Genomic DNA, 22,720 nt, shown 5'->3' with positions numbered 1-22,720 from the left:
GGCCCTTTGCCCCAGCCTTCAAAGCTCCAGAAAACTTCGACTCAGCCATGACTTCTTCCTTCCTTCGCACTTCCCGTCGCGCCACCTTGGCGCTGACCGCCGCCTTCGCCCTGCCGGGCGCCATCGCCCTGCAGCCGGCCGCCGCCCAGCAGCTGGTGCCGGCGCAAAGCGAGATCGGCTTCGTCAGCAAGCAGATGGGCGTGCCGGTGGAGGGGCACTTCACCAAGTTCAGTGCGCAGGTGGCGCTGGACCCGGCCAAGCCCGAGGCGGGCAAGGTGTCGTTGACCGTGGACACGGGCAGCGCCACCCTGGGCGTGAAGGAAACCGATGCCGAGCTGCCCAAGCCCGTGTGGTTCAACGTCGCACGCTTTCCGCAGGCCACCTTCCAGTCCAGCGCCATCCGTGCCGCGGGCCCGGGCAAGTACGAAGTGCGCGGCACCCTGTCCATCAAGGGCGCCTCGCAGGAGGTGACGGTGCCCGTGGCCCTGGCGCAAAGCGGCGCCACCACCACGGCCACCGGCAACTTCGCCATCAAGCGCCTGGCCTTCAAGATCGGCGAGAACGAGTGGGCCGACACCTCCATGGTGGCCGACGAGGTGCAGGTGAAGTTCAAGCTCGCCTTCACCGGCATGGCCAAGCTTTGATCCCTTTCCTTTACCCAACCATCGACAACCTGACGGAGAACATCTACATGCGTTTGCACCCCTTTGCCCTGGCAGCCGTTGCCACCCTGATTGCCACCGGCGCACAGGCCGAGCCGGCCACCTACGCCATCGACCCCACCCACACCTTCGCCACCTTCGAGATCAGCCACTTCGGCGCCAGCGTGAACCGCGGCCGCTTCGACAAGAAGGAAGGCACCGTGCAGCTGGACAAGGCCGCCAAGACCGGCAAGGTGGACCTGACGCTGCAGATCGGCTCCATCAACACGGGCACGCCCCCCTTCGACAAACACCTGCAAAGCGCCGAGATCTTCGACGCCGCCCAGCACCCCACGGCGCGCTTCGTGGGCGACCAGTTCACGTTCGACGGCGACAAGCTGGTGTCCGTGGCCGGCCAGCTGACCATCAAAGGCAAGACCCAGCCTGCCACCTTCAAGGCCAACCAGTTCGCCTGCTACGACAGCCCCATGCTCAAGCGCGAAGTGTGCGGCGGCGACTTCGAGACCACCATCGACCGCACGGCCTTCGGCGTGGACTACGGCGTGCAGTACGGCTTCCCCAAGAACGTGCGCATCGTGGCCCAGATCGAGGCCGTCAAGCAGTAAGCCCAGACTGCCGTCAAACAAAAAAGGCTGGCGCCGCTCAGGGCGGCCAGCCTTTTTTTGCGCCTGGCTGTCGAAAGGAAAGGGCGGTTACAGGGCCGTGCGCAGCCGCCAGATCTCGGGGAACAGCACCACGTCCAGCATCTTGCGCAGGTAGCTCACGCCGCCCGTGCCGCCGGTGCCGCGCTTGAAGCCGATGATGCGCTCCACCGTGGTCACATGGCGAAAGCGCCACAGGCGGAAGGCGTCCTCCAGGTCGGCCAGCTCCTCGCCCAGCTGGTACAGGTCCCAGTACTGCTGCGGGTCGCGGTACACGGCCAGCCAGGCCTGCTCGACCTGCTCGCTGGCCTCGTACGGCTGGGTCCAGTCGCGCTGCAGGTGGCTGGCGGGCACGGCCAGGCCGCGGCGCGCCAGCAGGCGCAGCGCCTCGTCGTACAGCGACGGCGCCTCGAAGGCCGCCTGCACCTGCGCGGCGCGCTCGGGGTGGTGGGTGTGGGGCCGCAGCATGGCGGCGTTCTTGTTGCCCATGGCGAACTCGATGCAGCGGTACTGGTAGCTCTGGAAGCCGCTGGACTGGCCCAGGTAGGGCCGCATGGCCGTGTACTCGGGCGGTGTCATGGTGGCCAGCACGTCCCAGGCGTGCACCAGCTGCTCCATGATTTTCGAGACCCGCGCCAGCATCTTGAAGGCCGGCTGCAACTCGTCCTGCGCGATCAGCTGCCGGGCGGCGCCCAGCTCGTGCAGCATCAGCTTCATCCACAGCTCGCTGGTCTGGTGCTGCACGATGAACAGCATCTCGTCGTGCGCCGGCGACAGGGGCTTTTGCGCGCTCAGGATCTGGTCCAGCTGCAGGTAGTCGCCGTAGCTCATGCTGCGGCTGAAGTCCAGCTGCGCGCCCTCGGCGTGCACGATGGATTCGGGCTGACCGGCAGGGGCGGAGGCGGCAGCGGTGTCGTGGTACGGACAGGTCATGTCGGGGCCTCAGGTGACGGCGTTGATCTGGTGGAACTGCGGGCGCTGCCATTCGCCGCCCTCCAGCACCTCGCGCAGGTGCTGCACGGCGTGCCACACGTCCTCGAAGCGCGTGTACAGCGGCGTGAAGCCAAAGCGCAGGATGTCCTTGTGCGGCCCGCTGCCTCCGTCGCCCTTGCGGAAGTCGCCCACCACGCCGCGCGCGATCAGCGCCTGCACGATGGCGTAGGCCCCTTCGTCCCGCGTCAGGCTGACCTGCGAGCCGCGCTCGTTGGCCGCCAGCGGCGTGGCCAGGCCCAGGCCGTGGCCGGCGCACTGTGCCTGCACCAGGTCGATGAACAGATCGGTCAGCGCCAGCGACTTGGCGCGCAGCGCGGCCATGCCGCCCAGGTCGGCGGCTGCGCTGAACACGTCCAGCCCGCACTGCAGCGCCGACAGGCTGACGATGGGCTGCGTGCCGCACAGGTAGCGGCCGATGCCCGGCGCGGGCCGGTATTCGGGCGTGAAGGCGAATGGCGCGGCGTGGCCGAACCAGCCCGACAGCGGCTGCTCGAAGCGGCCGGCCTGGCGCGGATGCGCCCATACAAAGGCCGGGGCGCCCGGGCCGCCGTTCAAATACTTGTAGCCGCAGCCCACGGCGTAGTCGGCATCAGCACCCAGCAGGTCCACCGGCACGGCGCCGGCGCTGTGGCACAGGTCCCACACGCACAGGATGCCGCGCGCGTGCGCCCGCGCGGTCACCGCCGCCATGTCGTGCATGGCGCCGGTGCGGTAGTTCACGTGGGTCAGCAGCAGGATGGCCGTGTCGTCCGTCAGGTGGGCATCGATCTCCTCGGGCTCCACCAGTACCAGCGCCAGGCCGTGCTGCTCGCATACCGACTGGGCGATGTACAGGTCGGTGGGGAAATTGCTGCGCTCGCTGACGATGCGGGTGCGGCCCGGCCCGTCCTGGCGCGCCACGCGGGCGGCCGCCGTCAGCACCTTGTACAGATTGATGGAGGTGGTGTCGGTGAACATCACCTGGCCCGGACCGGCGCCGATCCACGGCGCGAACTGGTCGCCCAGGCGTGCGGGCAGGTCCACCCAGCCGGCCTGGTTCCAGGAGGTGATGAGGCCCTCGCCCCATTCGCCTTGCACCACCTGGGCCACGCGCGCGGCCGTGGCGCGGGGCAGGGCGCCCAGGGAATTGCCGTCCAGGTAAATGGTGCCCTCGGGCAAGGTGAAGTGCTCGCGCAAGCTGCGCAGCGGGTCCTGCGCATCGCGTGCGCGGCAGTCCTGCAAGGTGGTGGTCATCAGGGGGCTTTCACTATCATCTTGCTAGCTGACCGCGCTTGGGTGGCAAGCGCTGGAGGCCGATTTCATTCAAATTTCATTCACAGTGCGCGCAGTACCGCGCGCACCGGCGAGGCGTCGGCCGTGGTCAGCTTCAGGGGCAGGGCGATCAGCTCGTAGTCGCCCTCGGGCACGTCGTCCAGCACCAGGTTCTCCAGCACGCGCAGACCGCGCTGGCGGATCACCTGGTGGCTGTCCAGGCTCTTGCTGCTGGCCGGGTCGATGCTGGCGGTGTCGATGCCGACCAGGCACACGCCCGCGTCGGCCAGCCGCTCGATGGTCTCGGGGGCGTAGGCGGTCAGGTGCTCGTCCCAGCGGTCCACCGGGGCGCGTTCGTAGGTGCGCACCAGCACGCGCGGCGGCAAGTCCTGCGCAGCATGGGCGATGTGGCGCCATTCGATCAGCGGCCCGCAGCCGATGGCGTGGATCACCCGGCACGGGCCCAGGAAGGCATCCAGCGCCAGCGCGCCCACCGCGGCGCCATCCGGGTCGTAGTGCAGCGGCGCGTCGGCGTGCGCGCCCACGTGGGGCGACAGGGTGATGGCGCCCACGTTCACCGGGCAGCCGGGGCCGATGGTGGCGCTCCAGTGCTGCTGGTAGGGCGTGTCGCCGGGAAAGACCGGGCTGCCCGCGTGCACGGGCGGGGAGATGTCCCAAAGAGTGGTTGCAACAGGCATGGCGGCCGACCTTAGCGCCGTGGTGGCGGCGTGGTGTCGGTTATCCGCAACGCTATTGAATTCGGAGCTGCCAGCGCTTGTCCAGCGGGCGTTGGCGGCCGAAAACGGTCGAAAACCAAGTCGGGCGCATGGGCGGCTTTCAGGGTTCGGCCAGCTCTGCCAGGCCGTGGCGCAGGCGGGCGCGCTGGCAGGCGGGCGAGCCGGGCTCGAACTCGCGGCAGGGCGAGGGACGCCATTCATAGATGCCGCAGGCGGCGCGCGTGCCCACCTGGCCGACCAGGGCGGCGCAGCGCGGCCGGGCGTGGTCGGTGCCGCGCATGCGGGCGGTGCGGGCCGTCACCTCCACCACCAGGCCGCCCGGCACGCTGCCGCCCTCGTCCTGCGTCTCGGTCACGGAAAAATCCACGCGGAAGCTGGCGCAGCACGCGCCGCAGGTCAGGCAGGGATGGGTCATGGTGATGCGTGGCAAAGGCGGCCGGGCGCGCATTGTCGCGCCGCGCCGGTGTGCACGCGGCCTGCGCTGCATCAAAAAACTTGGGCCCGCATGAAAATAGAATGAGAATTAATATCATTTGATGCGCTCCACCATGTCACACGCTCTCAGCGACGACCCTCCTGCCACATCGCCCATCGGGCTGGACCAGCTGCCCCGCGGCGTGGCCGCCATCGTCACGGCGCTGGCGCACACCGAAGGCGAGGCCGCCCAGGCGCTGGCGCTGCGGCTGATGGAGATCGGCTTTCTGCCCGGCGAGCGCGTGCGCGTGCTGGCCCAGGGCTTTCCCGCCGCTGACCCACTGGCCGTTCGCGTGGGCCAGGCCACCTTCGCCCTGCGCCGGCACGAGGCCGCGCTGGTGCAGGTGCAGCCCGAGGAGCAGGGGGCAATGAGCGCCGCGCCGGGCCGTTCCAAGCCAGCCGGCACCGCGGTGCGCAGCACGGAGGTTGTCCAATGAGCGCCCAGGCCCTGCACATCGCCCTGCTGGGCAACCCCAACTGCGGCAAGACGGCGCTGTTCAACGTGCTGACCGGCGCGCGCCAGAAGGTGGCCAACTACGCCGGCGTGACGGTGGAGCGCAAGGAGGGCCACTTCGCCACGCCCGCCGGCCGGCGCGTGCGCGTGCTGGACCTGCCTGGCGCCTACAGCCTGCATGCGCAAAGCCTGGACGAGGCCGTCACCCGCGACGTGGTCACCGGCCGGCGCGCGGACGAGCCCGTGCCCGAGCTGCTGGTCTGCGTGACCGATGCCACCCACCTGCGCCTGAACCTGCGCCTGGTGCTGGAGGCCCGGCGCTTAAGCGTGCCCGCCGTGCTGGTGCTGAACATGAGCGACGTGGCCGCGCGCCAGGGCATACGCATCGACCGCGAGCGGCTGGCGCGCGAACTGGGCATGCCCGTGCTGTCGACCGTGGGCGTGCGCGCCGGCGGCGCCGACGAGCTGCTGGCCTGGCTGGACACCCAGGCGCTGCCGCCGCCCGCCGCCGCGCCGGTCCTGCCCGCGCCGCAGGACGCCGCCGCCCGCGCGGCCCACGTGCAGGCCCTGCACGCCGAGGTGCGCCGCATCGTGGCCGCGGCCGTCAGCGAGCCGCCCGTGCCGCTGGCACGCGACGACCGCATCGACGCCGTGGTGCTGCACCCGCTGTGGGGCACGCTGATCCTGGCGGTGGCGCTGTTCCTGATGTTCCAGGCCGTGTTCAGCTGGGCCGAGGTGCCCATGGGCTGGATCGAGGGCCTGACGGCCGCCGCGGCCGAGGCGCTGAACACGCACATGGCCGAGGGCCCGCTGCGCAGCCTGCTGGCCGAGGGCCTGATCGCCGGCGTGGGCGGCGTGGTGGTCTTCCTGCCGCAGATCCTGATCCTGTTTGCCTTCATCCTGGCGCTGGAGGAGTCCGGCTACCTGCCGCGCGCAGCCTTCCTGCTGGACCGCCTGATGGGCACGGTGGGGCTGTCGGGGCGCTCGTTCATCCCGCTGCTGTCCAGCTTTGCCTGCGCGGTGCCGGGCATCATGGCCACGCGCTCCATCCCCGATTGGCGCGACCGCCTGGTGACCATCCTGATCGCGCCCTTGATGACCTGCTCGGCGCGGCTGCCGGTGTATGCGCTGCTGATCGCCGCCTTCATCCCCGAACGCACGGTGGCCGGGCTGTTCAACCTGCAGGGGCTGGTGCTGTTCGCGCTGTACCTGGGCGGCATCGTGTCGGCCATGGCGGTGGCGGCCGTGGCCCGGCTGGCGCGCCGCGGCCAGCGCGTGGCGCCGCTGCTGATGGAGCTGCCCGCCTACCGCTGGCCCAGTCCGCGCAACCTGGCCCTGGGCCTGATGGAGCGCGCCGGCATCTTCCTGCGCCGTGTGGGCGGCATCATCCTGGCCGTCACGGTGCTGCTGTGGTTTCTGTCGTCCTATCCCGCGCCGCCGCCGGACGCCACCGGGCCGGCCATCGAATACAGCCTGGCCGGGCGCCTGGGCTCGGCCCTGGCGGTGGTGTTTGCGCCCATCGGCTTCAACTGGCAGATCAGCGTGGCGCTGGTGCCCGGCATGGCCGCGCGCGAGGTGGCGGTGAGCGCCCTGGGCACGGTGTACGCCATCGCCGCATCGGCCGACGACACGGCGGCGCAGCTGGCGCCGCTGCTGGCCAGCCAGTGGCCGCTGGCCACGGCGCTGTCGCTGCTGGTGTGGTTCATCTTCGCGCCGCAGTGCGTCTCAACAATAGCCGCCGTGCGGCGCGAGACGGGCGGCTGGCGCTGGCCGCTGGTCATGACCGGCTATCTCTTCGCGCTGGCGTATGGGGCGAGCTTCGTCACCTACCGCGCGGCGCTGGCTTTCTCCGGAGGATGAACACCATGCTGCAGCAATGGGCCGTGGGCCTGATCGTGTTGGCGGCGCTGCTCTACGTGGCCTGGCGCTGGCTGCCGGCGCGGGCGCGCCGGCGCCTGGGCCGCGTGCACCCGGCCCTGGGCCAGGGGCCGGGCGGCTGCGGCAGTGGCGGCGGAGGCTGCAGCAGCTGCGGCGGCTGCGCCGGCAAGGCAAAGCGCGGCGGCTGACGGGCTGCTCTTGCTATTCAAACAGGAGCTGCCAGCGCTTGCTGGACAAGCGCTGGAGGTCGATTTGTCTTAAAACCTACGCGGCCAGCGGCAGCGTGTCGGGCAATGCTGTTTCCGGCAGCGGCGGCCACTGCACCGGCGCCAGGCCGTGGGCGGCGCGGGCCTCGGCGCAGCGGTCGCTGCCCATCTCGAAGTCGCGGCAGGCGCTGGGCCGGGCCTCGTAGATGCTGCAGATCGACTCCTGCCCGCACAGGCCGGTCAGCGCCGCGCAGCGCACCGGGCGAGCGGCCGTGCCGTTCATGCGCCAGCGGTTTCCGCTGACTTCGTGGGCCAGCGCATCCGGTACGCTGCCCCCCATGCTGGCCAGTTCATAGACGGAAAACTCGACGCGGTAGTTGTGGCAGCAGGCGCCGCAGGTCAGGCACGGGTGGACGGTCTCGGACATGGCGAGAGATTCCAAAAAAGAAAAACACACGGGGGACGAAGGGCGGCGCGCAGGCGGCTGCGCGGCGCGGGCCGCGGCCGGTGCGCCGGGGCGGCTCAGGCGTGCAGGCCCGTGGCGTGCGGCGGATGCACCATGTCGTGCTGATACGCGTTCAGGGGCGCTGGGCGGGCTGGCATCGGCACGGATGAAAGGAGTGGGATATGAGCGCGAAGGCGAACGCGAAATTCAAGGTGGGCGACCACGTGCGCTGGAACTCGGAGGCCGGCCACGTGGCGGGCACGATCATCGCCGTGCACACCCGTGATTTTGACTACAAAGGCCATACCCACCGCGCCAGCCAGGACGAGCCGCAGTACGAAATCAAGAGCGACAAGACCGATCACGTGGCCGCGCACAAGGGCAGCGCGCTGCACAAGACGTCGTGAGCGAGCCGCTGCCGTTCTTCACCATCGGCCACTCCAACCGCAGCATGGAGGAGTTCCTGCAGCTGCTGGCCCCGGCCGGGGTGCAGCGCGTGGTGGACATCCGCAAGATGCCCCGCTCGCGCACCAATCCGCAGTTCAACGAGGAGGCCATGCCCGCCGCCCTGGCGCCGCACGGCCTGGCCTACGAACACCTGGCGCGCCTGGGCGGACTGCGCGGCAAGGTGGGCGGCGTGGAACCCGAGGTCAACGGCTTCTGGACCAACGCCAGCTTTCACCGCTATGCGGACTACGCGCTGACCCCGCCCTTCAGCGAGGGCCTGGAGGAGCTGATCGCCCTGGGCCGGCGCGAGCGCGTGGCCTTTATGTGCTCCGAGGCCGTGTGGTGGCGCTGCCACCGGCGCATCGTGGCCGACTGGCTGGTGGCGCGGGGCGAGGCGGTGTTCCACATCATGGCCGCCGGGCGCATCGAGCCGGTGAAGCTGACGCCGGGGGCGGTGGTGGATGAGTGTGGGACGGTGCGCTATCCGGCACCGCCCGAGTGAAACACCAGATCAGCCGATGCGGCCGAGCAAAAGGTACTCCATGAGTGCCTTTTGCACGTGCATTCGGTTGTGGCTTCGGCCCGGGCCTGCCGGCCCTTCACGCGCGCTGCGCGGGCATGAGCCTTCGCCGGAGTCGAATGCCGGCGCTGCGCGCCGCCAGTTTGCCCTTCAGGCAATCCGGCCGAGCAACAGGTATTCCATGAGTGCCTTTTGCACGTGCATTCGGTTTTCTGCCTCGTCCCAGACGACGGACTGCGGCCCGTCGATGACTTCGGCCGTGACCTCCTCGCCGCGGTGGGCGGGCAGGCAGTGCATGAACAGGGCGTCGGGCCTGGCCAGGGCCATCATCTCGGCGTCCACGCACCAGTCGGCGAAGGCGCGGCGGCGCTCCTCGTTCTCGGCTTCGAAGCCCATGCTGGTCCACACGTCGGTGGTGACCAGGTCGGCGCCGCGGCAGGCGTCATGCGGATTGCTGAAAAATTGATAGCTGCCAGCGCTTGCTCCGCCTGCGCCAACGGCCAATTTTTCATCGATCTCGTAGCCGCGCGGCGTGCTCACGTGCACGCGGAAGTCCAGCAGCTCGGCGGCCTGCAGCCAGGTGTTGGCCATGTTGTTGCCGTCGCCCACCCAGGCCACCGTCTTGCCAGCGATGGAGCCGCGCTGTTCGATGAAGGTGAAGATGTCCGCCAGGATCTGGCAGGGGTGGAACTCGTTGGTGAGGCCATTGATGACCGGCACGCGCGAGTTGGCGGCGAAGGCTTCGATCTTCGTCTGCTCGAAGGTGCGGATCATCACCAGGTCGACCATGCGGCTGATGACGCGGGCCGAGTCCTCGATGGGCTCGGCGCGGCCCAGCTGGCTGTCGCCGGTGGTCAGGTGCACGACGCTGCCGCCCAGCTGGTACATGCCGGCCTCGAAGCTCACGCGGGTGCGGGTGCTGGCCTTCTCGAAGATCATGGCCAACGTGCGGTCGGTGAGCGGGTGGTACTTCTCGTAGCTCTTGAACTTGCCCTTGATGGCGGCCGCGCGCTGGAACAGGTAGTGGTATTCGTCGGCGCTGAAGTCGCTGAACTGCAGGTAGTGCTTCATGGGGGTGGCGGTCATGGCGTGATCACTCCTCGGACAGGAAGGATTGCACCAGCGGGGCCAGCAGCGCGACGATCTCGTCGGCCTCCTCGCGCGTCAGGATGAGCGAGGGCACCAGGCGGATCACCCGGTCGGCCGTCACGGAGATCAGCAGGCCGGCATCCGCCGCGCGCTGCACCAGCACGCCGCAGGGCTTGGCCAGCTCCACGCCCAGCATCAGGCCCTGGCCGCGCACTTCCACCACGCCGTCCAGGCCGCTGAAGGCGCGCAGCAGCGCGGCCTTCAGGTGTTCGCCCACATCAAAAGCGTTGGCCAGCAGGCCGTCCTCTTCCATGATGCGGATGGTTTCCACGCCGGCGCGCATGGCCAGCGGGTTGCCGCCGAACGTCGTGCCGTGGTTGCCCGGCCCGAAGATGCTGGCCGCCTTGGGGCCGGCAACCACCGCGCCGATCGGCACGCCCGAGCCCAGGCCCTTGGCCAGCGGCATCACGTCCGGCAGGACGCCGGCCCACTGGTGCGCGAACCACTTGCCGGTGCGGCCCATGCCGCACTGCACCTCGTCAATCATCATCAGCCAGCCGCGCTCGTCGCACAGGGCGCGCAGCTCGCGCAGGTACTCGGCGCGCATGGGGTTCACGCCGCCTTCACCCTGGATGGTCTCGAAGAACACGGCCACCACGTCGGGGTTGCCCTCGGTGGCAGCGCGGATGGCCGCGATGTCGTTCATCGGCACGCGGATGAAGCCCTCCACCAGCGGACCGAAGCCGGCTTGCACCTTCGGGTTGCCGGTGGCCGACAGCGTGGCGATGGAGCGGCCGTGGAAGGCTTTTTCATACACCACGATCTGCGGGCGCTCGATGCCGCGGTCGTGGCCGTACTTGCGTGCCAGCTTCAGCGCCGCCTCGTTGGCCTCCAGGCCCGAGTTGCAGAAGAACACGTTGGTCAGGCCAGAGCGCTCGACCAGCAGGCGCGCCAGCTCTTCCTGCAGCGGCACGTGGTAGTAGTTGGAGGTGTGGATGATCTTGGCGATCTGCTGCTGCAGCGCCGGCACCAGCTTGGGGTGGTTGTGGCCCAGGGTGTTCACGGCAATGCCGCCAAGGGCGTCCAGGTACTGCTTGCCGTTCACGTCCCACACGCGCACGCCCTGGCCTCGCTCCAGCGCGATCGGCACGCGGGCGTAGGTGTTCATCACGTGGGGCGAGTCGGCCCTGGCAAATGCGGTCATGCGGGAATCTCCTGGCATAGCGACATACAACAACAAACAAAAGCGCCGGCCGCCGCGGCAGGCGGCGCCAGCGACAGCGAAGAGCGATTCTAGGGGCCGCTCGCCAGCGCTGCGTTGACGATTGCGCATCACAGCCATGCGCGCCGCGCCCTGGGGCGGTGGGGCGGCAAGGGGTCACTCTTATATAAGAGTTAGAATGCCGGGTTGCGGCGCACAACGCCCTGGTTCTTGCCTCCGACCCCCTACCTATGGTTGTTCCCTCTTCTGCTTCCCAGGAAGTCTTCATCCAAGGCATCACCCATGAGGGGCGGACCTTTCGACCCAGCGACTGGGCCGAACGCCTGGCCGGCGTCATGAGCCAGTTCCGCCCCGGCGGCGCCCGCTCGGCCCCCGGCGGCCACCTGGGCTATTCGCCCTGGTGCATCCCGACCACACTGGGCGGCGTGAAATGCGTGGTGGTGCACCCCGAGCTGCGCAACCACGAACCCATGGCCTGGGACTTCGTCATGAACTTTGCGCGCGACAACGATCTGCAGGTGGCCGAGGCCTGCCTGCTGCCCGACGCCAAGGGCTGATCTTTTCTTCTTTCCCCTGAATTGCTGCCTGCCCCGCACCTTTGCGCCGGGCACAAAAAAACCGCCCGAAGGCGGTTTTCTCGTCTTTGCTGGCAGCGCACCCGTTACAAACGGCGGGTGGCGGACCACCCGGGCTGTTTGCCTGAAAGCGTCAGGCGGCGGCGGTGGCCAGGGCCTTGACCTTGGCGGACAGACGGCTCTTGTCGCGAGCGGCCTTGTTCTTGTGGAAGATGCCCTTGTCGGCAATGGTGTCCAGCACAGACTGGGCCTTGGCGAACAGCTCGGTGGCCTTGGTCTTGTCGCCGGCCAGCACGGCCTTCTCGACGTTCTTCACAGCGGTGCGGTACTTGGAGCGCAGCGAGGTGTTGGCTGCGTTCAGCTTGACGCCCTGGCGGGCGCGCTTGCGGCCCGAGGCCAGGCGGGGGTTCTTTTTCTTGGGCTTGGCAGATGCCATGATGTGTATTCCTTAAGTGTCTGTGGATGTTGCCAGCAAAGCCCGCCATTATAGCGCAGCGCCTGTTTTCGCGGATGCGCGGCGGCCGGCGCATACACTCCGCCCGGTGTCCCTGTTCAAAGCCGCTTCCACCGTTTCGCTGCTGACCCTGGCCTCGCGCGTGACGGGCCTGGTACGCGACCTGCTCATGGCGTCCATCTTCGGCGCCACTGCGCTGACCGACGCCTTCAACGTCGCCTTCCGCATCCCCAACCTGTTTCGCCGCCTGTTCGCCGAGGGCGCCTTCAGCCAGGCCTTCGTGCCGGTGCTGGCCGGGCACCGGGCGCAGCACGGCGACCAGGCCACGCGCGGCCTGATCGACGCCGTGGCCACGGCCCTGTTCTGGGTGCTGCTGGCCACCTGCCTGCTGGGCATGTGGGGCGCGCCCGTGCTGGTGTGGCTGCTGGCCAGCGGGCTGCGCCAGAGCGCGGAAGGCTTCGACGCGGCGGTGTTCATGACGCGCTGGATGTTTCCCTACATCGGCTTCATGTCGCTGGTGGCACTGTCTGCGGGTGTGCTCAACACCTGGAGGCGCTTCGCCGTGCCCGCCGCCACACCCGTGCTGCTCAATGTCTCGATGATCGCCGCCGCCTGGGCCGGCGCGCCGCAGCTGGCCGCGCGCGGCATCGAGCCCATTTATGCCATGGTGGGCGGGGTGATGGCCGGCGGCGCGCTGCAGCTGGCCGTGCAGCTGCCGGCGCTGGCCCGGCTGGGGCTGCTGCCGCGCATCGGCGTGACTTGGTCGCGCGTGCGCGCCGCCTGGGCCGATCCGGGCGTGCGCCGCATCCTGGCGCTGATGGCGCCGGCGGTGCTGGGCGTCGGCGTGGCGCAGCTGTCGCTGATGATCAACACGCAGATCGCCTCCTATCTGACGCCGGGCAGCGTCACCTGGCTGTTCTATGCCGACCGGCTGATGGAATTTCCCACCTCGCTGCTGGGCGTGGCGCTGGGCGTGGTGCTCACCCCGCAGCTGGCGGCCGCGCGCGCCGCGGGCGACGGCGAGCGCTACAGCCTGATGCTGGACTGGGGCCTGCGCATCGTCGTGCTGCTGGCCGTGCCCTGCGCCGTGGGGTTGCTGCTGTTCGGGCTGCCGCTGGTGGCGACGCTGTTCCACCATGGCGCCCTGGGCGCGCACGACGTGCGCCAGATCACGGTGGCGCTGGCCGGCTACGGCGCCGGGCTGCTGGGCCTGGTGGCCATCAAGGTACTGGCGCCCGGCTACTACGCCAGCCAGGACATCCGCACGCCGGTGCGCATCGCCATCGTGGTGCTGATCGCCACGCAGGTCATGAACGTGCTGTTCGTGCCCTGGCTGGCCCATGCAGGGCTGGCGCTGTCCATCGGGCTGGGGGCGCTGATCAACGCGGGCTGGCTGCTGGCCGGCCTGGTGCGCCGCGGCAGCTTCGTGCCGCGTGCGGGCTGGGGGCGGCTTGGCCTGCAGGTGGCGGGCGCCAGCGCGCTGCTGGCAGCCTTTTTGTGGTGGGCCGGCGGGCGCTTCGACTGGCTGGGGCTGCAGGCGCACGGCCTGCAGCGTGCCGGCCTGCTGGCGCTGCTGCTGGCGGCCTCGGCGCTGATCTATTTCGGCGCGCTCGCGGCCACGGGCGTGAAGCTGCGCCAGTTGCTGCGCCGGTAACGGACAGACCTATGCCGCTCGACTATTCCATTCCCACACCGCTGCAGTACTTCGCGGCCCTGGTCTCATCCCAGGACGGTCAGCCCCTGGCGCTGTTGGAGGCGGCCGCGTGCCTGGCGCAGGACGAATATCCGCAGCTGGACGTGCAGCAGGTGCTGGCCGACGTGGACGCGCTGCAGGCGCGCCTGGCGCGGCGATTGGCGCCCGACGCGGGCGAGCTGCAACGCCTGCGCCTGCTGAACCATTTCTTCTACGGCGAGTTGGGCTTTGCCGGCAACTCCAACGACTACTACGCGCCGGACAACAGCTACCTGCATGCCGTGCTGCGCACGCGCCGCGGCATCCCCATCTCGCTGGCGGTGCTGTGGCTGGAGCTGGCGCAGGGCCTGGGGCTGAAGGCTGCCGGGGTGTCTTTCCCGGGGCATTTCCTCGTCAAAGTGCGGGTGCCGGGCGGCCAGGTGGTGCTGGACCCACTGACGGGCGAATCGCTGTCGCAGGAGGCGCTCGTCGAACGCCTGCTGCCCCTGCGCGAGCAGCAGGGCCTGGAGGGCGAGGAGCCGCCGCTGGCGCTTTATCTGCAGCCGGCCTCGGCGCGCGACATCCTGGTGCGCATGCTGCGCAACCTGGCGGAGATCTACCGGACCGGCCGCGCCGGCGAGCGGCTGCTGGCCGTGCAGGAGCGCCTGGTACTGCTGTTGCCCGAAGCGTGGAGCGAGCGGCGAGACCGCGGCCTGGCGCATGCCGAGCTCGGCCACTCGGAGCAGGCCGTGCAGGACCTGCAGGCCTATCTGGACAACGCCCGCGGCGCGGCGGACACGGGCGCCGTGGCCGAGCTGGTGCGCGCGCTGCGCGGGCGATAAACGGGAAGAGTGCGCGCCCGCTCAGTGCGCCTTGACGGCCAGCACCGGGCAGTCCACGGTCAGCAGGATCTCCTGCGCCATGCTGCCCAGCAGCAGCTTGCCCACCGGCGAGCGCTTGCGCAGGCCGATGACCAGCACCGACACCTGTAGCTGGTCGACCATCTCGTCGATCTCCTCGATGGCGCTCTTGCCGCGCACGAACTGCTTGAACTCCGCCTGGATGGGCAGGGAGGCCAGGCGCTCCTCGACCCTCTCGACCTCGTAGCCGTTGACGATGTTGGGGTCCTCGCCGCGGCCGCCGGGGCCGGCGTTGACGACCACCAGCCGTTCGTTGCGCCGGGTGGCGATTTCAATGGCCTTGTCCAGCGCGGCTTGGCCTTCGGGGCGGGCAACGTAGGCGACGAGAATGGTCATGCAGAAGTCTCCGGTATCTGTGTGCGAATGAAGAAAAAAGCGGCGGGCGCCGGGCGCCACTCAGGCAGGATAGCCCAACGGGACGGCCTTGGCGAGCAGGCGCGTGGCGCGCCCGTTACAGTACCGTCCTGGATCGCCCATTTATAGGGAAAACGCCGATAAACCGCGCCAGATAAGCGCGAGCAGCTATCTTTACAGGAGCGAAATCAGACCAACCGCGCGGCCTGCAGCTCTTTTTTCAGGTAGGCGTAGAACAGCGGCGCCGCCACCAGTCCCGCCGGGCCGAACACCGCCTCGGCCACGAACATCACCGACAGCAGCTCCCACACGCCCATGTGCGTGCGCTGGCCCACCACCTTGGCGTTGATCACGTACTCCGCCTTGTGGATCAGGATCAGAAAGCCCAGGCAGGCCACGGCCGCCGCCGGGGACACCGACAGGCCTACCAGCGTGATCACCGCGTTGCACAGCAGGTTGCCCACGATGGGCACCAGCCCGGCCAGGAAGGTGAGGGTGATCAGCGCCGGCGTATAGGGCAGGGCCAGATCCCACAGCGGCAGCACCGCCAGCAGGAAGATGGCGGTGAGCAGGGTGTTGAACGAGGCAATCCAGAACTGCGCGGCGACGATCTGGCGGAAGGCGTCGCCCATGCGTGCCACGCGCAGCGTCAGCTCTTGCGCCAGCGGGCCATAGGCCTGACCGCGCGGGCGCACGGCGGCCAGCGCGCCGATCAGCAGGCCCACGTAGGCGTACAGCACGCCGGTCAGCCAGGCGCGCCCGGCCACGGCCAGCGCGCCGGCCTTGGCGCCCAGGTAGGCGGCGATGGCACGCTGGATCTCGGCGGCACCCTCGGGCAGCTGCGCGGCGATGTCCGGCGGCAGCTTCAGGCGCAGCTCCAGCACGGTGCGGGCCAGAAAATCCAGCAGCTCGCGGTATTGCGCCGGGGCGGCCAGGATGTAGCTGCGCGAGTGCGACAGCGCCAGGAGCAGCAGCAGCAGCGGTGACAACATGACCAGCGCGGCTGCCAGGCTGCCGGCATAGCTGCCGCGGTGCAGCCGGACCAGCCGCGCCGCCAGCCAGCGCGTGAGCAAGAAGCCCAGGCACACGGTCAGGAGCCCGGGCAGCATGCCGTGCAGCATGACCAGCAGCAGCGTGGCGGCCATCAGCAGGTAGCTGGCGATCTGCACGCCGCGTGAGGGCGGCTTGCGCGAGTGGCCACTGGCGCTGGAGGAATGCCGCTCGCGGTAGGCCGGCGGAGTGGGGGTTTCATCCAGCGCCACCAGGCCTCCTGGGGCCGGGTCGCTGGGCGGGCGTGGCCCGTCGGTCATATTGGCGCAGGGCGCGGTTGCGGGATCAGGCCACCGTCACGGCCGCGCCATCGCCGCGCTCGGCGATGCGGCCGATGACGTGCACCGTCTCGCCCTGGGTGGCCAGTGTGGCGCGCACGGCGTCGGCCGCGGAAGCGGCCACTACCAGCACCATGCCAATGCCGTTGTTGAAGGTGCGGTTCATCTCGACATCATCGATGCCGGCCGTCTGCTGCAGCCAGGCGAACAACTGGCTTTGCGGCCAGCTGCCGGCCCGCAGCTGCGCCGCCAGCCCTTCAGGCAGCACGCGCGGGATGTTCTCCAGTAGGCCGCCGCCGGTGATGTGGGCCAGGGCCTTGATGCCCTGGCTGCCGTTTTCGCCGTGCGGGTGGGCGGCCAGTGCGGCCAGCACGCTCTTGACGTACAGGCGCGTGGGCGCCATGACGGCCTCGCGGAAGGGTTTTCCGTCCAGCGCCTGGGGCAGCTGGCCGGTGGCCTCGGCGCGCTCGATGCACTTGCGCACCAGCGAAAAGCCGTTGGAGTGCACGCCGCTGGAGGCCAGCCCCAGCACCACGTCGCCGGCCTGCACGGCCGCGCCGTTCAGGATCTTGGCCTTCTCGACCACGCCCACGGCAAAGCCGGCCAGGTCGTATTCGCCCTCGGGGTACATGCCCGGCATCTCGGCCGTCTCGCCGCCGATCAGTGCGCAGCCCGACAGCTCGCAACCCCGGGCGATGCCGCCCACCACGGCGGCGGCGGTATCCACATCCAGCTTGCCGCAGGCGAAGTAGTCCAGGAAGAACAGCGGTTCGGCGCCCTGCACCAGCACGTCGTTCACGCTCATGGCCACCAGATCGATGCCCACGGTGTCGTGCATGTTCCACTCAAAGGCCAGCTTGAGCTTGGTGCCCACGCCGTCGGTGCCGGAGACCAGCACCGGCTCGGCGTAGCGCTTGGGCACCTCGAACAGCGCGCCGAAGCCGCCAATGCCCGCCATCACGCCTTCGCGCAACGTCTTCTTGGCCAGCGGCTTGATGCGCTCGACCAGTGCGTCGCCCGCGTCGATGTCGACGCCGGCGTCCTTGTAGGAGATGGGGGTGGAGGTTGTGGTGCTCATGGGGGGCAAAGAGGAAATCCTGCGGGGTGCATCAGCGCGGCGCGGGCCGCAAACGGCGGATTTTAAGGGGGCTTAAAATCCCCCGGTTACACCTTGCCGCCGGCCACGCCCCGCGTGCCCTTGGGGCACGGTCGCCCGGCGCGGCCTACCGCCCCTGAGCGCGCCATGCACTACTACCTCACACGCACGCATTCGCCGTGCGCGTTCCAATGACGATGAAGCAGCTTGCGCTGGACATTGGCCTGGCCAGTGGCCCGACGCTGGAGAACTTCCACGCCGGCAGCAACGCCCAGGCGCTGCAGCACCTGCGCCTGGCCGTCGGCGAGGCCGGCGCGCCGCGCTCGCCGGTGCCCACCTACCTGTGGGGAGAGGCGGGCACGGGCAAATCGCATCTGCTGCGGGCGGTGTACGAGGGTCTGCGCGCCCAGGGCGCGCGCGCCGGCTGGCTGGACCCGTCCATGCGCTGGCCCACGGCCTTCGACGACCGCTGGAGCGCCGTGCTGCTGCACGACGTGCACCGCTACAGCGAGGCGCAGCAGGCGGCCGCCTTCAACTGGTTCATCAACGCCATCGACCCGGCCGTGGGCGCACCGCGCTGGGTGCTGGCCGCCGGCGAGCTGCCCCCGGCCGATCTGCCGCTGCGCGACGACCTGCGCACGCGCCTGGCCTGGGGCCACGTGTTCCAACTGCAGCCGCTGGCCGAGGACGGCCGCCGCGCGGTGCTGCACCGCCAGGCGCAGGAGCGCGGCATGGTGCTGACGGACGACGTGGTGGACTACATGCTCAGCCACTTCTCGCGCGACCTGGGCAGCCTGTCGCAGCTGCTGGACCGGCTGGACGGCTATGCGCTGCGCACCCAGCGCGCCGTCACCATCCCGCTGCTCAAGACCATGCTGCAGGGCGAATGAGCCCGCGGCCCGACCTTTGCGTTTTTGCCTTCTTCCATGCCACCTGACACCTCACCGCAGCGCCCGCGCCTGGCCCTGTTCGACCTGGACCACACGCTGCTGCCGCTCGACTCGGACTACGAGTGGGGCGAATTCACCATCCGCCTGGGATGGTGCGACCGCACCGAGTTCGGCCGGCGCAATCAGGCCTTCTACGACGACTATCTGGCCGGGCGGCTGGACGTGCACGACTACGTGCGCTTTGCCACCCAGGCCGTGTGCGAGCGCGGCGAGCAGGCCGCCCAGGCCGCGCACGCGCAGTTCATGCGCGAGGTGATCCAGCCTGCCATCCGTGCCGAGGCGCTGGCGCTGCTGCAGCGCCACCGCGATGCTGGCGACGAGGTGGTCATCATCACCGCCACCAACGAGTTCGTGACCCGCCCCATCGCCCAGGCGCTGGGCGTGCAGCACCTGCTGGCCGTGGAGCTGGAGCGCGGCGGCGCGCACGGCTGGTACACCGGCGCCATCCGTGGCACGCCCTCCATGCGCGAGGGGAAGGTGCAGCGCATGCACGAGTGGCTGGCCGCGCGCGGCCAGGGCTGGGCCGACGTGGAGAGCACCTTCTACAGCGACTCCTTCAACGACGTGCCCCTGCTGGAGCGCGTGGACCACCCCGTGGCCACCAACCCCGACGCCCGCCTGCGCGCGCTGGCCGCCGAGCGCGGCTGGCGCATCCTGGACCTCTTCGCCCCCACCCCCACACCATGATCAAGACCTTCATCGACAAGCTGCTGGGCAAGAAGGACGGCGCCGCGGGCGCCCGCACAGCGGCCGCCAAGAACCGCTTCGGCAAGCGCGCCGAGGTGCCCGCCAGCGTGCACGGCATCGACCCGCAGCTGGTGGACCGGCGCGCCTATGACGTGGTGCGCACGCTGCAGGAGGCGGGCCACGAGGCCTACATCGTCGGCGGCGCCGTGCGCGACCTGCTGCTGGGCCTCAAGCCCAAGGATTTCGACGTGGCCACCGACGCCACGCCCGAGCAGGTCAAGGCGCTGTTTCGCCGTGCCTTCATCATCGGCAAGCGCTTTCGCATCGTGCACGTGGTCTACGGCCGCGGGCGCGAAAACGAGGTGATCGAGGTCTCCACCTTCCGCGCCTACCTGGACAACACCGCCGCCGAGCAGGTCAAGGGCAACGAGAAGACCAGCAAGGCCCAGCTGGCCGGCATGCAGCACGCCGTGGACGCCAGCGGCCGCGTGCTGCGCGACAACGTCTGGGGCCCGCAGGAGGAAGACGCCGCGCGGCGCGACTTCACCGTCAACGCCATGTACTACGACCCCGAAACGCAGGTCGTGGTGGACTACCACAAGGGCATACAGGACGCGCAAAAGCGCGTGCTGCGCATGATCGGCGACCCGGCCGCGCGCTACCGCGAAGACCCGGTGCGCATCATCCGCGCTGTGCGCTTCGCGGCCAAGCTCAGCCACCTGGGCTTCGGCCTGGAGCCGCGCACGGCCAAGCCGCTGGTGGCCAGCGAGCACCTGCTGCAGGATGTGCCGCAAAGCCGCCTGTTCGACGAAATGCTCAAGCTGCTGCAGACCGGCCACGCGCTGGCCACCGTCGAGCAGCTGAAAAAGCTGGGCCTGGCGCGCGGCATCTACCCGCTGCTGGACGTGGTGGTCGAGCGCGCCGAGGTGCCGCTGGTGCACGCGGCGCTGCAGGACACCGACCGCCGCGTGGCCGAGGGCAAGGCCGTGGCGCCCAGCTTTTTGCTGGCCTGCGTGCTGTGGCAGGACGTGCAGGCCGGCTGGAAGAAGCGCCTGGCGGCGGGCGAGCACGCCTTCCCAGCGCTGCAGGAGGCCATCGACGCGGTGTTCGAGCAGCGCATCGGCGACGTCTCCGGCCGCGGCAAGCTGGCCGCGGACATGCGCGAGATCTGGGTCATGCAGCCGCGCTTTGATCGGCGCACCGGCAACACGCCGTTCGGCATGGTGGCGCACATCCGCTTTCGCGCGGGCTTCGACTTTTTGCGCCTGCGCGCCGACGTGGAAGAGGTGGGCGAGGGCCTGGTGGAGTGGTGGCAGGAGTTTTCCATTGCCGACGACGCGCGCCGCCACGACATGCTGGCCCAGGTGCGCGAGGAGCTGCGCCAGCAGCAGCGCAGCCAGCAAAAGAAGGCCCACGCGCCCGCGCGCCGCGTGCCTGCCGCGGCCCAGGCCGATCGCGCAGCGGACGGCGCCGCCGCCGACGGGCCGCACGACGCTGCCCCGGCCGAGGGCGATGCCCCGGCCAAGAAGCGCCGCCGCCGCCGTCGCAAGAGCACCGGCAGCGGCGCGGGCGAAGGCGCCGCCGAGTGAGCGGCGCCGCCGTGCACGCCTGGATCGGCCTGGGCGCCAATCTGGGCGATGCACGGGCCGCGCTGCGGGTGGCGGTGCAGCGCATGGACGCGCTGCCCGGCACGCGGGTGCTGCAGGTCTCGTCGCTGTACCGCAGCGCGCCGGTGGATGCCGGCGGGCCGGACTACCTGAACGCCGTGGCCTGCCTGCAGACCAGCCTGGAGGCGCCGCAGCTGCTGCGGGCGCTGCAGCAGATCGAGCTGGATGCGGGCCGCCAGCGCCCCTACCTGAACGCCCCACGCACGCTGGACCTGGACGTGCTGCTGTACGGCGACGAGCGCCACGACACGCCGGCGCTCACCGTGCCCCACCCGCGCATGGCCGAGCGCGCCTTCGTGCTGCTGCCGCTGGCCGAGCTGGCGCCGGAAAAGACAACGGCCGCCCAGTTGGCGGCCGTATCGCACCAGCGCATCGAACGCGTGGCGCACGCGTGCGACTGGCTGCAGGAGAAACGCTAGGCTGCTCCCAAATTCATAGCTGTCAGCACTTGATTTGTGAGGGTTGGAGGGTCAAACAACCCGCAAAACCTTGCAATTCAAGCGCGAGCAGCTATGGTTTTTATCAATCCACCTTGGCGCCGGAGGCCTTCACGACCTGCTGGTACTTGGCGCGTTCGGCGGCCATGAAGGCGTCGAACTGCTCGGGCGTGGTGGGCACGGGCTCGGCCAGCAGGGCGTCGAAGCGGGTCTTGGTCTCGGGCGCCTTCAGGGCGTCCACGAAGGCCTTGTTCAGCTTGGCGATGACCGGCTTCGGGGTGCCGGCCGGCGCCACCAGGCCCCACCAGGTGTCGATGGAGAAACCCGGGTAGCTGGCCGACAGGGCCGGCACGCCGGGCAGCATCGGGCTTTCCTGGGCCGACGTGACGGCCAGCGCCTTGAGCTTGCCCGACTTGATGTTGGGCGCGGCGGCGGCCAGGTTGTCGATGTTGAAGTCCACCTCGCCGGCCAGCAGGGCCAGCTGGGCCGGGCTGGCGCCGCGGTAGGGGATGTGCAGGGCGTAGATGCCGGCCTTTTGCTTGAACATCTCGCCGGCCAGGTGGCCCGCGCTGCCGTTGCCGCCGCTGCCGTAGTTCAGCTTGGCCGGGTTGGCCTTGGCGTAGGCCACCAGGTCGGCCACGGTGTTGATCTTCAGCTCCTGCGCGCGGGCGGCGTTCACAACCAGCACGTTGGGCACGCGCACCATCTGCGTGATGCCGGCGAAGTCCTTGGCCGCGTCGTAGGGCATGCGGCTGTACAGCCAGGGGTTGACGGCGTGCGTGGCGGTGGCGGCCAGGCCGATGGTCAGGCCGTCCGGCGCGGCCTTGGCGATCACGTCGGCACCGATGTTGCCGCCGGCGCCGGCCTTGTTGTCGATGATCACCGTGCCCAGCGAATCGCGCACGCGCTCGGCCAGGGCGCGGGCCGTCACGTCCAGCGGGCCGCCGGGCGCATAGGGCACCACCAGGCGGATGGGCGCGGACGACTGGGCGTGCAGGGCGGGAGAAACAGCGGCTGCGGCGGCTGCGACGGAGAGAAGGAGGAGGTTTCTACGGTTCATAGGCCGCGTATTGTGCAAAAAGTTGCAACCGGGCGCTGGCCCGAGGGCACCAGCTCCCAGCCCAGTCCTACATTGCGCGGCAGGGCGCGTCAGCACCATGGGCCGCTTTACGACCCTCTTAAGAAAGGACGCCCCATGCCCCACAGCAACCCTGCCACCCTGGCCGAATCGCGTTACGCCGCCTGCATCGAGGCCTGCAACGCCTGCGCCGCCGCCTGTGATTTCTGCAGCGCCGCCTGCCTGCGCGAGAGCGACGTGGCGCACATGGCGCGCTGCATCCAGCTGGACATGGACTGCGCCGCCGCCTGCCGCCTGGCCGCCGCCGCCATGGCGCGCGAGAGCGGCCATGCGGGCTACATCTGCGAGCTGTGCGCCCGCCTGTGCGAGGCCTGCGCGCAGGAGTGCAAGTCGCACCAGATGGCGCATTGCCAGGACTGCGCACAGGCCTGCGAGCGCTGCGCCCGCCTGTGCCGGGAGATGGCCGCGGCTTGAGGGCGAAGC

26 protein-coding genes and 1 pseudogene are annotated in these 22,720 nt (G+C 69.8%); 15 read left to right on the top strand and 12 right to left on the bottom strand.

Annotated elements, in window-relative coordinates; translation table 11 throughout:
- The first annotated feature begins 47 nt into the window (after positions 1-47).
- Positions 48-644, top strand: coding sequence for a YceI family protein (locus RT282_RS11465; RefSeq protein WP_313314164.1), 597 nt, complete (start codon positions 48-50; stop codon positions 642-644).
- Between the two features lie 47 nt (positions 645-691).
- Complete coding sequence (locus RT282_RS11460; RefSeq protein WP_313314163.1) at positions 692-1,267, top strand: YceI family protein; 576 nt, start codon at positions 692-694, stop codon at positions 1,265-1,267.
- An 87-nt stretch (positions 1,268-1,354) separates the two neighbouring features.
- On the opposite strand, the gene kynA is transcribed toward RT282_RS11460, so the two are convergent.
- From kynA to RT282_RS11440, 4 genes are all read right to left on the bottom strand, one after another.
- Positions 1,355-2,236: a tryptophan 2,3-dioxygenase gene (gene kynA / locus RT282_RS11455; RefSeq protein ID WP_313314162.1), complete on the bottom strand. Its 882-nt coding sequence runs from the start codon at positions 2,234-2,236 to the stop codon at positions 1,355-1,357.
- A gap of 9 nt (positions 2,237-2,245) precedes the next feature.
- A complete protein-coding gene (gene kynU / locus RT282_RS11450) occupies positions 2,246-3,529 on the bottom strand; it encodes a kynureninase (RefSeq protein ID WP_313314161.1) in 1,284 nt (427 codons plus the stop codon).
- Between the two features lie 80 nt (positions 3,530-3,609).
- Positions 3,610-4,245, bottom strand: coding sequence for an arylformamidase (kynB, locus tag RT282_RS11445; RefSeq protein ID WP_313314159.1), 636 nt, complete (start codon positions 4,243-4,245; stop codon positions 3,610-3,612).
- A 139-nt stretch (positions 4,246-4,384) separates the two neighbouring features.
- Entirely contained in the window at positions 4,385-4,699 is a 315-nt protein-coding gene (locus RT282_RS11440; protein WP_313079941.1) for a YkgJ family cysteine cluster protein, read from the bottom strand.
- A gap of 121 nt (positions 4,700-4,820) precedes the next feature.
- Between RT282_RS11440 and RT282_RS11435 the strand changes: the two are divergent.
- The 3 genes and pseudogenes from RT282_RS11435 to RT282_RS11425 form a co-directional block, all read left to right on the top strand.
- Positions 4,821-5,114, top strand: a pseudogene (locus tag RT282_RS11435) (ferrous iron transport protein A); the annotation flags it as partial.
- A gap of 77 nt (positions 5,115-5,191) precedes the next feature.
- Positions 5,192-7,072: a ferrous iron transporter B gene (locus RT282_RS11430; RefSeq protein ID WP_313314157.1), complete on the top strand. Its 1,881-nt coding sequence runs from the start codon at positions 5,192-5,194 to the stop codon at positions 7,070-7,072.
- Positions 7,073-7,077: 5 nt separating this feature from the next.
- On the top strand, positions 7,078-7,278 hold the full coding sequence (locus tag RT282_RS11425) for a hypothetical protein (RefSeq protein WP_312757334.1): 201 nt from the start codon (positions 7,078-7,080) through the stop codon (positions 7,276-7,278).
- Between the two features lie 76 nt (positions 7,279-7,354).
- On the opposite strand, the gene RT282_RS11420 is transcribed toward RT282_RS11425, so the two are convergent.
- Positions 7,355-7,723, bottom strand: coding sequence for a YkgJ family cysteine cluster protein (locus RT282_RS11420; RefSeq protein WP_312305081.1), 369 nt, complete (start codon positions 7,721-7,723; stop codon positions 7,355-7,357).
- 200 nt (positions 7,724-7,923) lie between these two features.
- Between RT282_RS11420 and RT282_RS11415 the strand changes: the two genes are divergently transcribed.
- Both RT282_RS11415 and RT282_RS11410 read left to right on the top strand, forming a co-directional pair.
- Positions 7,924-8,148 (top strand): DUF2945 domain-containing protein, encoded by a 225-nt coding sequence (locus RT282_RS11415; protein ID WP_312305080.1) that lies wholly within the window; start codon positions 7,924-7,926, stop codon positions 8,146-8,148.
- Positions 8,149-8,192: 44 nt separating this feature from the next.
- Positions 8,193-8,690: a DUF488 domain-containing protein gene (locus RT282_RS11410; RefSeq protein WP_313314598.1), complete on the top strand. Its 498-nt coding sequence runs from the start codon at positions 8,193-8,195 to the stop codon at positions 8,688-8,690.
- A 168-nt stretch (positions 8,691-8,858) separates the two neighbouring features.
- Here RT282_RS11410 and argF read toward each other — a convergent pair whose 3' ends face one another.
- Positions 8,859-9,779: an ornithine carbamoyltransferase gene (argF, locus tag RT282_RS11405; protein ID WP_313314595.1), complete on the bottom strand. Its 921-nt coding sequence runs from the start codon at positions 9,777-9,779 to the stop codon at positions 8,859-8,861.
- A 22-nt stretch (positions 9,780-9,801) separates the two neighbouring features.
- A complete protein-coding gene (locus RT282_RS11400; protein ID WP_313314156.1) occupies positions 9,802-11,001 on the bottom strand; it encodes an aspartate aminotransferase family protein in 1,200 nt (399 codons plus the stop codon).
- Positions 11,002-11,249: 248 nt separating this feature from the next.
- Between RT282_RS11400 and RT282_RS11395 the strand changes: the two genes are divergently transcribed.
- Positions 11,250-11,576: a DUF3579 domain-containing protein gene (locus tag RT282_RS11395; RefSeq protein WP_312305077.1), complete on the top strand. Its 327-nt coding sequence runs from the start codon at positions 11,250-11,252 to the stop codon at positions 11,574-11,576.
- A 151-nt stretch (positions 11,577-11,727) separates the two neighbouring features.
- Here the strand turns inward: RT282_RS11395 and rpsT are convergent, their stop codons facing one another.
- Positions 11,728-12,030: a 30S ribosomal protein S20 gene (rpsT, locus tag RT282_RS11390; protein WP_106845897.1), complete on the bottom strand. Its 303-nt coding sequence runs from the start codon at positions 12,028-12,030 to the stop codon at positions 11,728-11,730.
- A gap of 106 nt (positions 12,031-12,136) precedes the next feature.
- Here rpsT and murJ point away from each other — a divergent pair, with 106 nt between their 5' ends.
- Both murJ and RT282_RS11380 read left to right on the top strand, forming a co-directional pair.
- Entirely contained in the window at positions 12,137-13,702 is a 1,566-nt protein-coding gene (murJ, locus tag RT282_RS11385; protein ID WP_313314155.1) for a murein biosynthesis integral membrane protein MurJ, read from the top strand.
- An 11-nt stretch (positions 13,703-13,713) separates the two neighbouring features.
- Positions 13,714-14,562, top strand: a complete 849-nt coding sequence (locus RT282_RS11380) for a transglutaminase-like domain-containing protein (RefSeq protein ID WP_312305070.1) — start codon at positions 13,714-13,716, stop codon at positions 14,560-14,562.
- A gap of 21 nt (positions 14,563-14,583) precedes the next feature.
- Here the strand turns inward: RT282_RS11380 and RT282_RS11375 are convergent, their stop codons facing one another.
- The 3 genes from RT282_RS11375 to purM all read right to left on the bottom strand — a co-directional run bounded on the left by RT282_RS11375 (position 14,584) and on the right by purM (position 17,400).
- Positions 14,584-14,976: a universal stress protein gene (locus RT282_RS11375; protein ID WP_312305068.1), complete on the bottom strand. Its 393-nt coding sequence runs from the start codon at positions 14,974-14,976 to the stop codon at positions 14,584-14,586.
- Between the two features lie 206 nt (positions 14,977-15,182).
- A complete protein-coding gene (locus RT282_RS11370; RefSeq protein ID WP_313314154.1) occupies positions 15,183-16,304 on the bottom strand; it encodes a permease in 1,122 nt (373 codons plus the stop codon).
- 25 nt (positions 16,305-16,329) lie between these two features.
- On the bottom strand, positions 16,330-17,400 hold the full coding sequence (gene purM / locus RT282_RS11365; RefSeq protein WP_313314153.1) for a phosphoribosylformylglycinamidine cyclo-ligase: 1,071 nt from the start codon (positions 17,398-17,400) through the stop codon (positions 16,330-16,332).
- A 215-nt stretch (positions 17,401-17,615) separates the two neighbouring features.
- On the opposite strand from purM, the gene hda reads away from it, so the two are divergent.
- Genes hda through folK form a run of 4 tightly spaced genes read left to right on the top strand, consistent with a single transcriptional unit; the run spans position 17,616 to position 21,141 of the window.
- Positions 17,616-18,308, top strand: coding sequence for a DnaA regulatory inactivator Hda (gene hda / locus RT282_RS11360; RefSeq protein WP_312305063.1), 693 nt, complete (start codon positions 17,616-17,618; stop codon positions 18,306-18,308).
- Between the two features lie 36 nt (positions 18,309-18,344).
- Complete coding sequence (locus RT282_RS11355; protein WP_313314150.1) at positions 18,345-19,055, top strand: HAD family hydrolase; 711 nt, start codon at positions 18,345-18,347, stop codon at positions 19,053-19,055.
- The gene (gene pcnB / locus RT282_RS11350) at positions 19,052-20,644 is read left to right on the top strand and encodes a polynucleotide adenylyltransferase PcnB (protein ID WP_313314149.1); all 1,593 of its coding nucleotides are present in this window, start codon (positions 19,052-19,054) and stop codon (positions 20,642-20,644) included. Before RT282_RS11355 ends, pcnB begins: the two co-directional genes overlap by 4 nt.
- On the top strand, positions 20,641-21,141 hold the full coding sequence (gene folK, locus RT282_RS11345) for a 2-amino-4-hydroxy-6-hydroxymethyldihydropteridine diphosphokinase (protein WP_313314147.1): 501 nt from the start codon (positions 20,641-20,643) through the stop codon (positions 21,139-21,141). The genes pcnB and folK overlap by 4 nt, the downstream gene beginning before the upstream one ends.
- 103 nt (positions 21,142-21,244) lie before the next feature.
- Here the strand turns inward: folK and RT282_RS11340 are convergent, their stop codons facing one another.
- On the bottom strand, positions 21,245-22,219 hold the full coding sequence (locus RT282_RS11340) for a tripartite tricarboxylate transporter substrate binding protein (RefSeq protein ID WP_312759214.1): 975 nt from the start codon (positions 22,217-22,219) through the stop codon (positions 21,245-21,247).
- A 135-nt stretch (positions 22,220-22,354) separates the two neighbouring features.
- Between RT282_RS11340 and RT282_RS11335 the strand changes: the two genes are divergently transcribed.
- A complete protein-coding gene (locus RT282_RS11335) occupies positions 22,355-22,711 on the top strand; it encodes a four-helix bundle copper-binding protein (RefSeq protein ID WP_312759211.1) in 357 nt (118 codons plus the stop codon).
- The last annotated feature ends 9 nt before the right edge of the window (positions 22,712-22,720 follow it).

Origin of the sequence: Pulveribacter sp. (assembly GCF_032079985.1) — a bacterium.
GTDB lineage: Bacteria > Pseudomonadota > Gammaproteobacteria > Burkholderiales > Burkholderiaceae_C > Melaminivora.
Note: the sequence above shows the minus strand (reverse complement) of the source record. Positions and strands in the feature narration are given on the sequence as shown.